Source organism: Parasphingorhabdus litoris DSM 22379 (assembly GCF_020906275.1).
Classification (GTDB): Bacteria; Pseudomonadota; Alphaproteobacteria; order Sphingomonadales; family Sphingomonadaceae; genus Parasphingorhabdus; species Parasphingorhabdus litoris.
On record NZ_CP086727.1, the window covers coordinates 661,817 to 674,504 of the forward strand.

At 51.7% G+C, this 12,688-nt stretch carries 12 protein-coding genes; 3 read left to right on the forward strand and 9 right to left on the reverse strand.

What is annotated here, in order from left to right; all coding sequences use genetic code 11:
- Window positions 1-19: 19 nt before the first annotated feature.
- Complete coding sequence (locus BS29_RS03290) at window positions 20-412, forward strand: hypothetical protein (protein WP_229955795.1); 393 nt, start codon at window positions 20-22, stop codon at window positions 410-412.
- A 116-nt stretch (window positions 413-528) separates the two neighbouring features.
- On the forward strand, window positions 529-714 hold the full coding sequence (locus tag BS29_RS03295; RefSeq protein WP_229955796.1) for a hypothetical protein: 186 nt from the start codon (window positions 529-531) through the stop codon (window positions 712-714).
- A gap of 21 nt (window positions 715-735) precedes the next feature.
- Here the strand turns inward: BS29_RS03295 and bla are convergent, their stop codons facing one another.
- Window positions 736-1,839: a class A beta-lactamase gene (gene bla / locus BS29_RS03300; RefSeq protein WP_229955797.1), complete on the reverse strand. Its 1,104-nt coding sequence runs from the start codon at window positions 1,837-1,839 to the stop codon at window positions 736-738.
- Window positions 1,840-1,996: 157 nt separating this feature from the next.
- Window positions 1,997-3,238, reverse strand: a complete 1,242-nt coding sequence (locus tag BS29_RS03305) for a phospholipase D-like domain-containing protein (RefSeq protein ID WP_229955798.1) — start codon at window positions 3,236-3,238, stop codon at window positions 1,997-1,999.
- Window positions 3,239-3,372: 134 nt separating this feature from the next.
- Between BS29_RS03305 and rpoZ the strand changes: the two genes are divergently transcribed.
- On the forward strand, window positions 3,373-3,720 hold the full coding sequence (gene rpoZ / locus BS29_RS03310; protein ID WP_229955799.1) for a DNA-directed RNA polymerase subunit omega: 348 nt from the start codon (window positions 3,373-3,375) through the stop codon (window positions 3,718-3,720).
- Between the two features lie 14 nt (window positions 3,721-3,734).
- Here rpoZ and BS29_RS03315 read toward each other — a convergent pair whose 3' ends face one another.
- The 7 genes from BS29_RS03315 to ptsP all read right to left on the reverse strand — a co-directional run bounded on the left by BS29_RS03315 (window position 3,735) and on the right by ptsP (window position 12,632).
- Window positions 3,735-4,601: a sterol desaturase family protein gene (locus tag BS29_RS03315; RefSeq protein WP_229955800.1), complete on the reverse strand. Its 867-nt coding sequence runs from the start codon at window positions 4,599-4,601 to the stop codon at window positions 3,735-3,737.
- Window positions 4,602-4,767: 166 nt separating this feature from the next.
- The gene (locus tag BS29_RS03320; protein WP_229955801.1) at window positions 4,768-5,139 is read right to left on the reverse strand and encodes a hypothetical protein; all 372 of its coding nucleotides are present in this window, start codon (window positions 5,137-5,139) and stop codon (window positions 4,768-4,770) included.
- 87 nt (window positions 5,140-5,226) lie between these two features.
- Window positions 5,227-7,179 carry an ATP-dependent zinc metalloprotease FtsH gene (gene ftsH, locus BS29_RS03325; protein WP_229955802.1) on the reverse strand — a complete coding sequence of 651 codons (1,953 nt, stop codon included), beginning with the start codon at window positions 7,177-7,179 and terminating at the stop codon, window positions 5,227-5,229.
- Between the two features lie 158 nt (window positions 7,180-7,337).
- Entirely contained in the window at window positions 7,338-8,285 is a 948-nt protein-coding gene (gene tilS, locus BS29_RS03330) for a tRNA lysidine(34) synthetase TilS (RefSeq protein WP_229955803.1), read from the reverse strand.
- A gap of 25 nt (window positions 8,286-8,310) precedes the next feature.
- Window positions 8,311-9,192 carry a tol-pal system YbgF family protein gene (locus BS29_RS03335; RefSeq protein ID WP_229955804.1) on the reverse strand — a complete coding sequence of 294 codons (882 nt, stop codon included), beginning with the start codon at window positions 9,190-9,192 and terminating at the stop codon, window positions 8,311-8,313.
- Between the two features lie 103 nt (window positions 9,193-9,295).
- Window positions 9,296-10,171 (reverse strand): helix-turn-helix domain-containing protein, encoded by an 876-nt coding sequence (locus tag BS29_RS03340; RefSeq protein WP_229955805.1) that lies wholly within the window; start codon window positions 10,169-10,171, stop codon window positions 9,296-9,298.
- A gap of 178 nt (window positions 10,172-10,349) precedes the next feature.
- Complete coding sequence (gene ptsP / locus BS29_RS03345; protein WP_229955806.1) at window positions 10,350-12,632, reverse strand: phosphoenolpyruvate--protein phosphotransferase; 2,283 nt, start codon at window positions 12,630-12,632, stop codon at window positions 10,350-10,352.
- Window positions 12,633-12,688 lie beyond the last annotated feature (56 nt).

Sequence of the window (12,688 nt, forward strand, 5' to 3'; positions counted from 1 at the left end):
AAATTAGAGGGTTTACCCAATGAAAAAAGTTACAACATCTATCGTTCTTGCAGGTGCGCTTGGCTTGGCCGCTTGTTCCGGTGCTGCTGACGATGCAGAAGCTGGTGCAGAAGAAGCTGTAGAAGGCACGGAAGCAACAGCTGAAGAAGCTGCTGACGACGCGATGACTGCTGCTGAAGGTTCTGCAGATGCCATGGGCGAAGCCGCTGCTGAAGCAACTGAAGAAGCTGGTGAAGCTGGTGAAGCTGCTGAAGGTGCAGCCGAAGAAGCTGGCGAAGCCGCTGAAGGTGCAGCCGACGAAGCTGCAGATGCTGCTGGTACTGCCACAGATGCTGCTACAGATGCCGCAAAAGGCGCAGCTAACGATCTTATCGAAAAAGGTGCAGACGCTGCAAAACGCGCTGTAGAATAAGCCTTTTGACATAGTCAATAAAGAGGGCTGCCATTTTGGTGGCCCTTTTTTTGTCTGGTGCAGTTGTGTCTGTTGCTGAAACTTTGCAATTTAATGATTCTGGAAGGCGGCAAAATATGAAGCAGCAATATATTATTTATTTGGGTTTATTGTCTTTAGCAGCCTGTGGCCCGGCTCAGAATGATCCTGGGCCAGGCGGCGTTACTGTCGGGGAGGCGAAGGCGCTAGACGAGGCTGCAGAGATGTTGGACGAGCGCAATGCTCCGCCAGAAGATATATCCAACCAAGAGTCAGCGCAGTAGCGTTTCTGAACTATCGTTGATTTACCGATTGTGATAGCGCCCGACGGCGCGCGTCACCGATTGCATCAATCGCATTCGCTCTGGGACCGGAGCAGTTGTATCTCCTAGCATGACCGCAACCGCATATCGGCTGCCATCGGGGGCCGTCATTATACCGACATCATTATATCCTGTTGACACAGCGCCTAGGACTTGACCTGTACCGGTTTTGTGCAAAAACTCCCATCCAGCAGGGACACCGGCTTTCAACCGTTTGGGGCCGCTTCGGGTGCGTTTCAAAATGGATTGGAGCAATTGGGTAGAGTTTTCAGACAGCAATTCTCCGCGAGCCAACCGGTCCAGTGCGTTGACAATGGCACCGGGACTGGCCCCATCAATAGGGTCAGCAAGATAGTCTGAAAGTGCTTGCCTGCGTGTTTCAATCGGCAGATTTGCACGTGCGGTATAAAATTTGCGACCTTCTGACAGGCTCTGATTCCATTTTAGGCCAGCTATCTGGCTCTGCATCAGGCGCTCGCCCGGTCCGAATTTGATTTTGCCAAGGCGGCTGCGCCGAATGAAATCATTTACGGCATCGGGGCCGCCAGCATGGCGCAGCAATGCGTCATTTGCAGTATTGTCGCTATAGGCGAGGGATTTATCGAGCAGCGTGTAGACGCTTTTGACCACCCCGCCGTTGCGATTTACCTCTGCGGCCATTGGTTGGTAGAATAAGGTGAGGTCGTCGGGGCCAATACGTATGGAATCCGACAGCGACAGCCGTCCTTGATCAACTTTTTCGAGTAAGGCCATCGCGACCCACAGTTTCGACACGCTTTGCTGCGGGAAATTTTGATCTGCGCGGTGCCCAATGCTCCAGCCGCCGTCGATACTTTTGATTGCAATTCCCGTTTTGCCGGGAAACGTACGCCACAATTCAGCAATTTCGCGTTCGAGCACCGCATCCGGGCGGCTGCGGGACCGAGTGGTTGGCGGTGTCGTTTGGGTAGTCCGCGGATTCTCGTAGCGTGGCTGTGGTGCTTCGGTCCGTTGGTTGGCGGTTACCGGTCTTCCTTCTGACGGAGCGACACAGGCGGTGGCGATACCAATTAGAACAGTAGTGGCAATCACGCGAAAATAACTCATAGGCATACAACAATCCCTGTTTCGGATGGCTTGGCATACGGCACAGATACCAAGTCATTGAACATAGCAATCCTCTCTAAGTAACCCGACTCGCCTGAACAGAGCCAAAACCAGTCTTTGCGATGAACGATTCTGAGTGTGCGACAAACGGCAGATATTATCTCTTGACCCCAAAATTCAGCCGCCGGGTTACCGAATAGTCCAATATGTTCACGACAAAATAGGACAGGGTCCAGCGTAGCCTGTTCAATAGGCCACGACGTGCCTTGTGCAGTTCCTGGGAAATCGGAAGGGCGCTTCGACACATATCATCAACTACAAGCCGGGCGTGGTCGGCAAAGGCCTGATCCTCGATCCGAACCATCATCTCGACATTGATGAAGAGGCTGCGAAGATCGAAATTGGCTGATCCGATGTAAACGGCATTATCGACAATCACCATTTTGCTGTGCAGCCGCTTGGGCTGATATTCAAAAATGCGAGTGCCGCGTTTCAGCAAATAACCGTAGAGCAGCCTGCTCGCGCCGATCGTGGCGCCGTTATCGGTTTTTCCCGCCAGAACGAGCCGGTTTTTGCCGCCACGCTTCGACAAGCGGCCAATTCGCCGCAAAAGCCCTTGACCGGGTGAGAAATAAGCACTGACAAGGTCTAACTGCGCGCCGGTTTCCAGATCCCTTTTGACTGCCGCCGCCCATCGGCTGAGGCGATTGCTGGGTCCTCCTAGCAGCCAGCGAAAGTTACCCTCGCCAGCATCCCAGCGGCGCACCATCCTCTGCAGTAGCCGGATATTGCCATTATTCTGATGCACCCAGCCTGAAAGGCGAGTATAATAGTCAGCGAGCTTGTCGACTTCCTGACCTTGAATGACAATGCCGAGATCTTCCCAACTCGTCTCGTCTATTTCGCCACTTTCCTCTTCAGACCGTTGTCCAAAATATTCTTCTGTAATGTTGAATCCACCAATCATTGCGCGACTGTCATCAGCGATGATGATCTTCTGATGATTGCGGACAAAATAGCTGGTTGAAAATCGCGGACTAAAAATAGCAAATCGGCCGCCGGCCTCAACAAACGGATCAAAAAACCCCGTCGGTGCCCCATTGGAACCAAAGCTATCGATGATCAGTTCAACGGAGACCCCGCGTTTGCATTGCGTGATCAACATATCCCGGATCAAGGTTCCTATCGCATCGTCCTCAAACATATAGAAACAAAGTTTCAGGCTATGTTCGGCATTCTCGATAATATCGACCAGAGCCTGCAGGCGAACGGACCCGCTACGAACGAGGCGGAGCCTGTTTCCGCCGACGTCAAACCACTGCTGATCATCGGCTGTATGTGCAGACGCATCCAGGGGAGTGGTTCGGTTTGGCGGGACTTGGTCCATGTTCCATCGCATAGATCATAAGCCCTGAACGGACAATTGGTTAACCTGCCAAGCTATTATCGGGCTATCCAATTTGTTGACAAAAGCGGGGCCAAACCCTAGATGCAGGGCTCTTTTCATGAATTTTAGAGAATCAGGAGCGCCTTATGGCTCGCGTTACCGTTGAAGATTGCGTTGATAAAGTCACCAATCGGTTTGATTTGGTCCTATTTGCAGCGCAGCGTGCACGTGAGATTTCTGGTGGTGCTGAACTGACCATTGATCGTGATCGCGATAAAAATCCCGTTGTTTCGCTGCGTGAGATCGCTGAGGAAACGATCAAACCCGATGATCTCGAAGAAAGCCTCGTTCAATCGTTGCAAAAAGTGCAGATTGACGACGATGATACGCCAGATGAAATCGGTTCGATCAGCCAGTCTGCCGAAGCGCTTCGTTTGACGGCTGCAGCACCGCCACGCAGCGCGGGCGTGTCAAATGACTATGGACGGCGTTAAGCGCTAAAAAAAACCTAGTCTGATTTAAAAACCGGGCGGCGCTCTTCTTCGGAGTGGCCGCCTGTTTTTATTTGAGCGTGCCTGTTTCGGACGAAGGGTATGATCAAGCTCCAAATCAGATTGGCTGGCTTGTCGTCCTGATATTCGGAAAGGCCTATGATCATGTCATCATGCCCTTTTTCCGGCTGCGCGATATAGGTCCCGAACATCCGATCCCAAAGGGTGAGGAAGAAACTATAGTTGCTGTTGGTTTCCCGCTCGATGACCGAATGATGTACCCGGTGCATATCTGGTGTTACGATGAATAAACGCACCGCCCTGTCCAATCCTAGTGGTAGACGTACATTGGCATGATTGAACATGGACGCGGCATTGAGCACGACTTCAAACAGGAACACGGCAAATGCAGCTGGACCGATAAGGGTAATACAAAGCAGTTTGTAAGCCATGGAGATGACCGCCTCTACGGGATGAAAACGTGCGCCGCTGGTAACATCAAGGTCGCGGTCGGCATGGTGAACCTTGTGAAATCGCCACAGGAACGGGATTTTGTGAAAGGCGATATGCTGGGCATAGATTAGCATGTCGAGCAGCAGGAATGCGATGATGATTTCGATCCAGAGGGGCAGGTCGACCAGAGCCAGCATACCCCAGCCACGCCCTGCGGCATAGTCGGCCATGCCCACAGCCAATATCGGCATTATCAGGCGCAAGGCCAGTGTATCGACAATCACGAGGGATATATTCGTGAACCAGCGAATACCCTTCGCTAGCACTCGCTTTCTGCGTGGAATGGCGATTTCCAGGATCGCCATGATCAGGAATATGCCGGCAAAGGCGCTAAGCCTGATCATTGCTTCATATTGATCGAGAGAGGACATAGGCTTTTCTCGCAGCTAAGTGCAATGGGTGCAAGGACCCGGTGGCGCAAATCCAAAGTTCACACAATTCACACAGGGATTTTCCTGATTCTGAAAAGATACGAATGCCAATATTGTCACAAATAAGATTAGTAGGAAATGCCTATCGCAGGGACTGATAGGGCTTTCAGCACGGATATTTCTTTTTCATGAAGCCGTGAAAAGCAGTTTTGACTTCCATGTTACGCTGAGCAACCGGGATGGTTTTTAGATGTGCGATAAATTCCTTGCCATTCAGCTTGCCTTTTCCTTTTGGCGGTGGGCAGCTGGAAGGCGTTTTACCTGCGGCGCGGGCGGCCTTTATGTCGGCACGGTAACCATTAGTGACCTTTTCCATTTCTGCCATGACCGGTTTGCGATTTTTTGAGAACATTGCGCCCATTCCAGCCTTCATCAGCTTGTCAGCTTTTGGCAGAAACTCGGAGACTGGCATGGCCGATGCCGGGACGGCGATCGACAGCATGATTGTGCTGGCGACAAGTGAGATGGACTGTTTCACAAAAAAGGCCTCCTTCAATTGGAAAGAGGCCTTTTGTCTCAATTTATCTGAACGTTAAGTGAATTATATATCTAATACACTAATGGCTTAGGCGCCTTGTGGTTTGGGATCGCCAAATGGCCCTTTCCGTTTCTTGCCCGCTTTGGGAATCGATGTCCCAATGGTCGGGATGGACGATGGTTTCACCACGTCGCCGTCAGGGCGTTCGAATTTTCCATTTTCTACAAGCGAATCAATTTCATCGCCGGATAGGGTTTCATATTCCAGCAATGCGTTGGCCAGCAGGTGCAGCTGATCTTCATGCTTGGTGAGAACCTCTTTCGCTCGGTCATAACCGGCATCAACAATGCCGCGAATTTCGCTGTCGATTTTCTTGGCAGTCTCATCCGACATGTGGACACGCTGGGACTGCGAATAGCCGAGGAAAGTTTCGCCTTGCTCTTCTTCATATTGCAGCGGCCCCATTTCATCCGACATGCCCCATTGTGTGACCATGTCACGGGCCAGCTTGGTCGCATATTGGATGTCGCCTGAAGCACCAGATGATACCTTGTCATAGCCGAAGATGATTTCTTCTGCGACACGGCCACCCATGGATACAGCCATATTCGCATGCATCTTGTCACGGTGATAGCTGTAGCTGTCCCGTTCCGGCAGGCGCATGACCATGCCGAGCGCACGACCGCGTGGGATGATAGTAGCCTTGTGGATAGGGTCAGATGCAGGCTCATGTACCGCAACAATCGCGTGACCGGCTTCATGATAAGCGGTCATTTTCTTTTCGTCTTCGGTCATCACCATGGATTTGCGCTCAGTGCCCATCATGACCTTATCTTTGGCGGTCTCAAACTCGTCCATGGCGACAAGACGTTTGCCGCGACGGGCAGCCATCAAGGCGGCTTCGTTGACGAGGTTTGCAAGATCAGCACCAGAGAAGCCCGGTGTACCGCGGGCAATGGTGCGCGCATTCACGTCGGGGGCCAAAGGCACTTTCTTCATATGCACTTCGAGGATCTTCTCACGGCCTTCAATATCAGGACGCGGAACCACAACCTGACGGTCAAAGCGGCCCGGGCGCAGCAGCGCAGGGTCAAGAACGTCAGGACGGTTGGTGGCAGCGATGATGATGATACCTTCATTGGCCTCAAAACCATCCATCTCGACCAAAAGCTGGTTCAAAGTCTGCTCGCGCTCGTCATTACCATTGCCAAGGCCAGCACCACGGTGGCGACCGACAGCATCAATCTCGTCAATGAAGACGATACAAGGTGCGCTCTTCTTTGCCTGTTCAAACATGTCGCGAACGCGGCTGGCGCCCACACCGACAAACATTTCAACAAAGTCGGAGCCAGAGATGGTGAAAAACGGTACGCCCGCTTCGCCTGCAATGGCACGAGCCAACAAGGTTTTACCGGTACCTGGTGAGCCGACGAGCAAGGCGCCTTTCGGAATTTGTCCGCCAAGCTTGGAAAAGCGGCTGGGATTTTTCAGAAATTCAACAATTTCTTCGAGCTCTTCGCGCGCTTCGTCAATGCCGGCAACGTCTTCAAACGTAACCTTGCCTTGTTTTTCCGTCAGCATTTTAGCCTTGGATTTGCCAAAGCCCATGGCACCCGATCCGCTGCCTTTTTGCATCTGGCGCAACACGAAAAACGCAATGCCGAGAATGAGCAGGAAAGGTAGCGACTGGATCAGCAGATATTGCCAGATGCTAGGGCTTTCTTCTGCCTGACCGCTATATTCAACGCCCTTTTCATCGAGCAGTTTGACAAGGCTAGGATCATTGCCGACCGGGGTGGTCGAAAATTTATCACCATTGGTCAGTTCGCCTGTGATCTTGTCCGGTGCAATAGCAACTTTTTCGACGCTGCCTTCAGAAACTTTGGCGCGGAAGGAAGAATAGCTAATCGCTTCACCGGAATCTGCTCCGGCGCCGGCACCAAACATGGAAACAGTGAGCAGCAAGGCGACGATTACGCCTGCCCAGATGAGCATGCTTTTCATCCACGGATTTTCCTTGGGATCCTGTTCGTCATTCATGATGTATTACGTCCTGTGTTGGTATCGCCGGTTCAAATTTCCGCCGAATCTATCTGTTTAAAGATAGGTGTTTTGCCCGGGATGACAATATAAGCGGCAATGTTTTTACTGATCACAGTGATCGTATATCGATATCTGCCGTCAAGGCGTTGAAATATTTAGCGATTGTTTCGTTTTGGTGCAGGGGAGAAGGTCCAGGTTAATCCGCCTTTGCACAAGATATTGCCGATAGTCAGGGTCTCCCCATGCTTTAGACCCTTGATTAGTGGCTCCAATTGGCTTCCACGCGGGGAGAGCGCCGGGTCGCAAATATGCAGACATTTGAGCAAAAGCCGGCGGATAATTTCATGCGGAAAATCATGTTTGTTGAGCTGGCAACCGGCGTCGGTAGCTTCGATATGGGCGGCCGACAACTCGTCCACCATCCAATGGATTGCCGTGCGCGCATCATCCAATGCCGCAGCGCTTTGACTGGCAAGTCCTGCGTCAAAGCCTGACAATTGCGATAATGCTTGCCGAACTCTGACGCGGTCAAAGCTCTGATCCTTGTTCGATGGATCATCGATCGGTTCAACGCCCTGAGCGGTTATGAACTGGACCAACATGTCCTTTGAGAAAGGCAGCAAGGGGCGAATGATATGACCACGTTTTGCGCGGATGGCAGACATACCATCTATGCCGCTGCCCCGTAATATTCGCATGACCAGTGTTTCGAGTTGATCATCGGCATGATGTGCGGTGGCCAGCCAGGCTATATGCTGATTCTCCATCCAGCTATTCAGAAGCGAATAGCGCATCTTGCGTGCTTCGGCCTGGATGCTTCCGCGAATAGGTGTGGAGGGTTTTAAAATCCTGTGCGGAATATCTCTTTTCGCACATAGGCTTGCGACATACTCGCATTCATCGTGGGCTTCGGGACGTAATTCATGATCGACGCTTGCTGCAGCGATCCGGCCCGGGAAGCTCTCATGCGCCAGTAACAGTAACGCGAGGCTATCTGGTCCGCCGGAGACAGCCAGTCCCAATATTTCATTGCTGTTTTCAAACTCTGGGACAAGCGCGATGACCGCTTTATGAAATCGGTCAATAAGCGCACGGTCCGTCATGGGTTCGGCTGATGAGGCATAAAAATCAGCTGCAATCTGCTGCTGCCTTTCCGCTGTCGATACGGGCTTTTAGCCGACCAGAAGCTACATTGGGATAAACCTCTTGCAGTTCTGTGAGTACACGACAGGCATCAGGTTTTTTGTTGAGCTGAACCAAGGCGGTGCTCAAGAAATAGAGGCTGTCAGGCGCGCGTTCACCGCGCGGCAGTTCCTGATAATTTTCGTAAAGTGCAACCGAGGCAAGCGCAGGTTTGCCGTCGTCCAGATAGGCCCGACCGAGCAGGTTTTTGGCAAAACTGGCACGGCGATGGCTGGCATGTTCTGCTGCGGCTTTTTTCAACTGCGCTTGGGCTTCGGGATAAAATTTTGCGTCCCATAGTCGATAGCCGTAAATATAGGCATCTTCGCCTGGATCGCCGGTGTCTGGCATGACTATCGCTGCAACACCAGTAACGCGTTCTGGATCAGGTTCCGCTGCCGTTTCAGTACCACTTGTGCCAGTGTCGGTTGAAGGTGCAGTTGATACAGAGCCGGGGTCGGTGCTGACCGGCGGAACTTCTGCTGCTGCCAGTTTGTCTTCGATTTTTTGAAGCCGAAAACCGTTTTCCTCTACTTGGCCGGTGAGTGTTGCCAGACTGCGCTCAAGAGCGTCTACCCGGGCGATCAGATCAGATACCGCAGAGCTGGTCGTTGATGGTGTTGTCGCGGTTTCAGCTTCTGGAGTGATTTCCGGTTCGAAAAAGCGCGACGAGCCACCCGGAAAAACCTTGCGTTGTACGGCTCTCATTTCTTGTTCAAGACGGTCCACACGCTTGTCGACATTTCTATCTTGAGCAGTGGCGGGGGCAGCAATCAACAGACTAGCTGCTACGCTAGCATATAAGGTCGATAACAATACGGATTTCATAAGCAGCCTCCAAATATTTGGATTGTGTTAACCATAAATGGCGGGGCAAAGTAAATAGATTTAGCTTGGTTCACAAAGCCGTGTGAAAGCTATCCAGATCGTTTTACTGATTTACAATCCCGCTAGCCGTAGATTGGCCGTCACTATCAGCGTTCAATCCACCTTGATCGGCGCGTGCCAATAATGCTGCAGCACTTATTCCCACATCTTTGATGGTGCGATCAGCAGTGCCAAGTGGTGGCACAACATTGCCATCGATGGTTACCGTTAAGGCATCCGGGCGACCCGTTAGAATTTGTGGGCCTTTCGCGTCAGCAGGAACGGAATATTGTTCGCCAGCAGCCATTTCCTTCTCAAATAACCGTTCGCCATCTTCATCATAAATTTTCAGCCAAACAGTCTCGGTTGCGGTCAATGTGACCGTGCCGGTGGGGGAGGGCGCTGGTCCAACGGGTTCAATCGTGCCATCCAGATTATTGTCCGTATCACTGGCCGCATCGGCAAATTCCGTATCCGAGCCATCGTCGATAAAATCATTGGGTTCGAAAAATACTGTGCGCCAGACTAGAAAACCGATGAGCAAAGCTGCTGCTATTCCTGCAGTGGTCCATGCGAGATATTTTGGTGGAATATTGCTCGGGTTGGCAGGTGAATATCCGCTGGTTTCGGGTTCATAGGCGCTGTGCCCCTGATCGTCCATTTCTTCGCGCAACTGGGCGCCAATGGTTACTTCACTTAATCCAACGGTGCGCGCATATGATTTGGCAAAGCCAATGGCATAGGTGCGGCCAGGTAGGGCAGCAAAGTCACCGGACTCAATCGACTCAAGATGGCGTTGCGGAATTCTGGTTGTCTTCGCAATATCCTCGATATTAAGGTTTTTTTGCTCTCGCGCATGGCGGAGCATGTCTCCCACGCTGTGGAGGTTCAGCTCACCATTTTCATTCACTGTCTCTTCTGCGTCAGTTTCTTCGGCCATCATACTCTCCTTCGGCCGGTCCGCGGTGCGACCCCGTTTCATACTATGTACGGGAAGAAGCCACTAGAGCAATGAAAAGTCAATGATTATCACAATTGTAACGATATTGTACCGGCTGTAATTCAGCGCTCGTCAGGGGCTTGATTGAGTGATGATACAACTTGTTACAGTTTGCTGATCAACCGATATCAAGTTCCTGCTGCTTGGCCCATTTTTGCAAAGCCGTTCTTGGGTCGCTGGTGGGATCCGATAAAATCATCTGTAGCTGCTTTTTTGTAGCCGTGAGGTCCAGCGATCGAACCATGGCTTTGACTGGACCAACTGACGCTGGTGTTATCGATAGCCTTGTTATTCCAAGTCCCAGCAATGCCAGTGCATCCAATGGCCGTCCGCCCATTTCGCCGCACACGCTAAGCTCAATGCCCAAATCATCAGCTTGCCGGGCAATCCGGCCGATAAAACGCAATATTGCCGGGCTTAGCCAATCAAAACGTTCCGCCAATTTGGGATTGCTGCGATCAGCAGCGAAGAGGAACTGCGTGAGATCATTGGTTCCGATCGACAGAAAATCCAGGCGTGAGGCCATCAAGTCGAGGCATTCCGCTAGCGCCGGTACTTCCAGCATTGCTCCATAGCGGATTGATAGTGGAACCTGCTTTTTCCGGCTCCGCAAAAATTCAAGCTGCTTTTGGAATACTGCCTTGGCTTCATCAAATTCCCATGGCTCTGCGATCATAGGGAACATGACGTTGAGTTTTCTTCCAGCGGCTGCTTCAATTAAAGAACGCGCTTGTACTTTCATGAGTGCGTCGCGCTCCAGACCGATGCGCAACGCGCGCCAGCCCATGGCTGGATTTTCCTCTTTGACTTCACTGGCCTGAAAATAGGGTAGGGGCTTATCTCCGCCAATATCGACGGTGCGAAAAATAACCGGTTTGTCGCCCGCCGCATCCAGGACATCACGATAAAAACGCAGTTGTCCGGAGCGACCAGGCATGTTGGCGGCGACCAGAAACTGGAATTCCGTTCGAAACAATCCAATACCGTCGGCACCGGTTAGATTAAGCATTGCCATATCGTCGCGCAAACCGGCATTGATATTCAGAACGATCCTTGTGCCGTCCTTGGTGATCGGTTCCTTGTCTCTTAATTCGGTATAGGCGGCCCGCTTTTTCTGGGTCAATTCTATCTGCGTTTCAAACGCATCTTCCATTGATGGGCTAGGCCGGACGAATAACGCGTTGTCATCTACATTGAGAAGCAGATGGTCATTTTCCCGAACGATCTGACGAACATTCTTCACTTGCCCCAGGATTGGGATATCCATGGCGCGGGCAATAATCGTGACATGCGCAGTCAGTGACCCTTCCTCCAGCACCACACCTTTCAGGCGCCTGCGATCATATTCGAGCAGCTCAGCCGGACCGAGATTGCGCGCCACCAAAATTGTGTCCTGACGCAGACCCATGGTTGCTGCCGTACCCATTTGACCAGAGACAATCCTCAGCAGCCGGTTTGCCAAGTCTTCCAGATCATGCATGCGCTCAGCAAGCAATGGATCATCAATCTGACGCATCCGCATGCGGGTATGTTGTTGAACGCGTTCGATTGCCGCTTCGGCTGTCAGGCCGCTATCAATAGCTTCATTGATCCGGCGGCTCCACCCTTCGTCATAGGCGAACATTTTATATGTCTGCAGCACCTCTTCGTGCTCACCACCAACGCCAAATTCCGCTTGATTGGTCATTTGGTCAATCTGGCTGCGCATCTTGTCAAAAGCGGAATATACACGATGACGTTCTGCCTCGGTATCTTCGGCAACTGTGTGCTCGATTTTCACACGCGGTTGATGAAATACCGCAAATCCGCTGGCTTTACCTTTGACCAGTTGCAGTCCGCTCAGTCGGTCAGCACCATCATTGCGAGTCTCGGCATCGTCAACAGACTCTTCGTCGATTAGCTCGGCGTTGGAAATGAGTTCAGACAAGACCATCGCCGCAGTCTGAAAAGACTCAATTTCTTCCTCGGAATATCTGCGCGGCTCTATATGTTGCGCACATAAAACTCCGACAGCTTGTTGATTGCGGATGATTGGCACCCCGGCGAAGCTATGGAATTTTTCTTCACCGGTTTCTGGCCGATATTGGAAATCGGGATGACTTGCCGCCTCATCGAGGTTCAGTGTCTCGACATTCTTTGCGATATAGCCGGTCAATCCTTCACCAAAAGCCAATTTTGTAACATGGACAGCTTCCTGATTCAGACCCCGCGTAGCATAGAGTTCCAGCACGCCTTCCCGCCGCAGATATATGGAGCAGACTTCACTACTGACCGCTTCAGCAATAGTTTCCACGACATGATTGAGTTTGGTTTGGGCATTGCCGGGCGAGGCCATAATCGACCTAAGCCCGGTTAATATGTTACGGGCGGTTACAGGGCTGGACGTATGTTTGGTGGCCATGTTGGGAGCCTAGCAGAAACCCTGCAGCGGTGCGATATGCAAAACAGGTTGAACGC

Excerpts from the sequence above, each read along its gene's own strand:
- BS29_RS03290 (WP_229955795.1), top strand. The coding sequence starts at position 20 with ATGAAAAAAGTTACAACATCTATCGTTCTTGCAGGTGCGCTTGGCTTG.
- BS29_RS03295 (WP_229955796.1), top strand. The coding sequence starts at position 529 with ATGAAGCAGCAATATATTATTTATTTGGGTTTATTGTCTTTAGCAGCC.
- bla (WP_229955797.1), bottom strand. The coding sequence starts at position 1,839 with ATGAGTTATTTTCGCGTGATTGCCACTACTGTTCTAATTGGTATCGCC.
- BS29_RS03305 (WP_229955798.1), bottom strand. The coding sequence starts at position 3,238 with ATGCGATGGAACATGGACCAAGTCCCGCCAAACCGAACCACTCCCCTG.
- rpoZ (WP_229955799.1), top strand. The coding sequence starts at position 3,373 with ATGGCTCGCGTTACCGTTGAAGATTGCGTTGATAAAGTCACCAATCGG.
- BS29_RS03315 (WP_229955800.1), bottom strand. The coding sequence starts at position 4,601 with ATGTCCTCTCTCGATCAATATGAAGCAATGATCAGGCTTAGCGCCTTT.
- ftsH (WP_229955802.1), bottom strand. The coding sequence starts at position 7,179 with ATGAATGACGAACAGGATCCCAAGGAAAATCCGTGGATGAAAAGCATG.
- tilS (WP_229955803.1), bottom strand. The coding sequence starts at position 8,285 with ATGACGGACCGTGCGCTTATTGACCGATTTCATAAAGCGGTCATCGCG.
- BS29_RS03335 (WP_229955804.1), bottom strand. The coding sequence starts at position 9,192 with ATGAAATCCGTATTGTTATCGACCTTATATGCTAGCGTAGCAGCTAGT.
- BS29_RS03340 (WP_229955805.1), bottom strand. The coding sequence starts at position 10,171 with ATGGCCGAAGAAACTGACGCAGAAGAGACAGTGAATGAAAATGGTGAG.
- ptsP (WP_229955806.1), bottom strand. The coding sequence starts at position 12,632 with ATGGCCACCAAACATACGTCCAGCCCTGTAACCGCCCGTAACATATTA.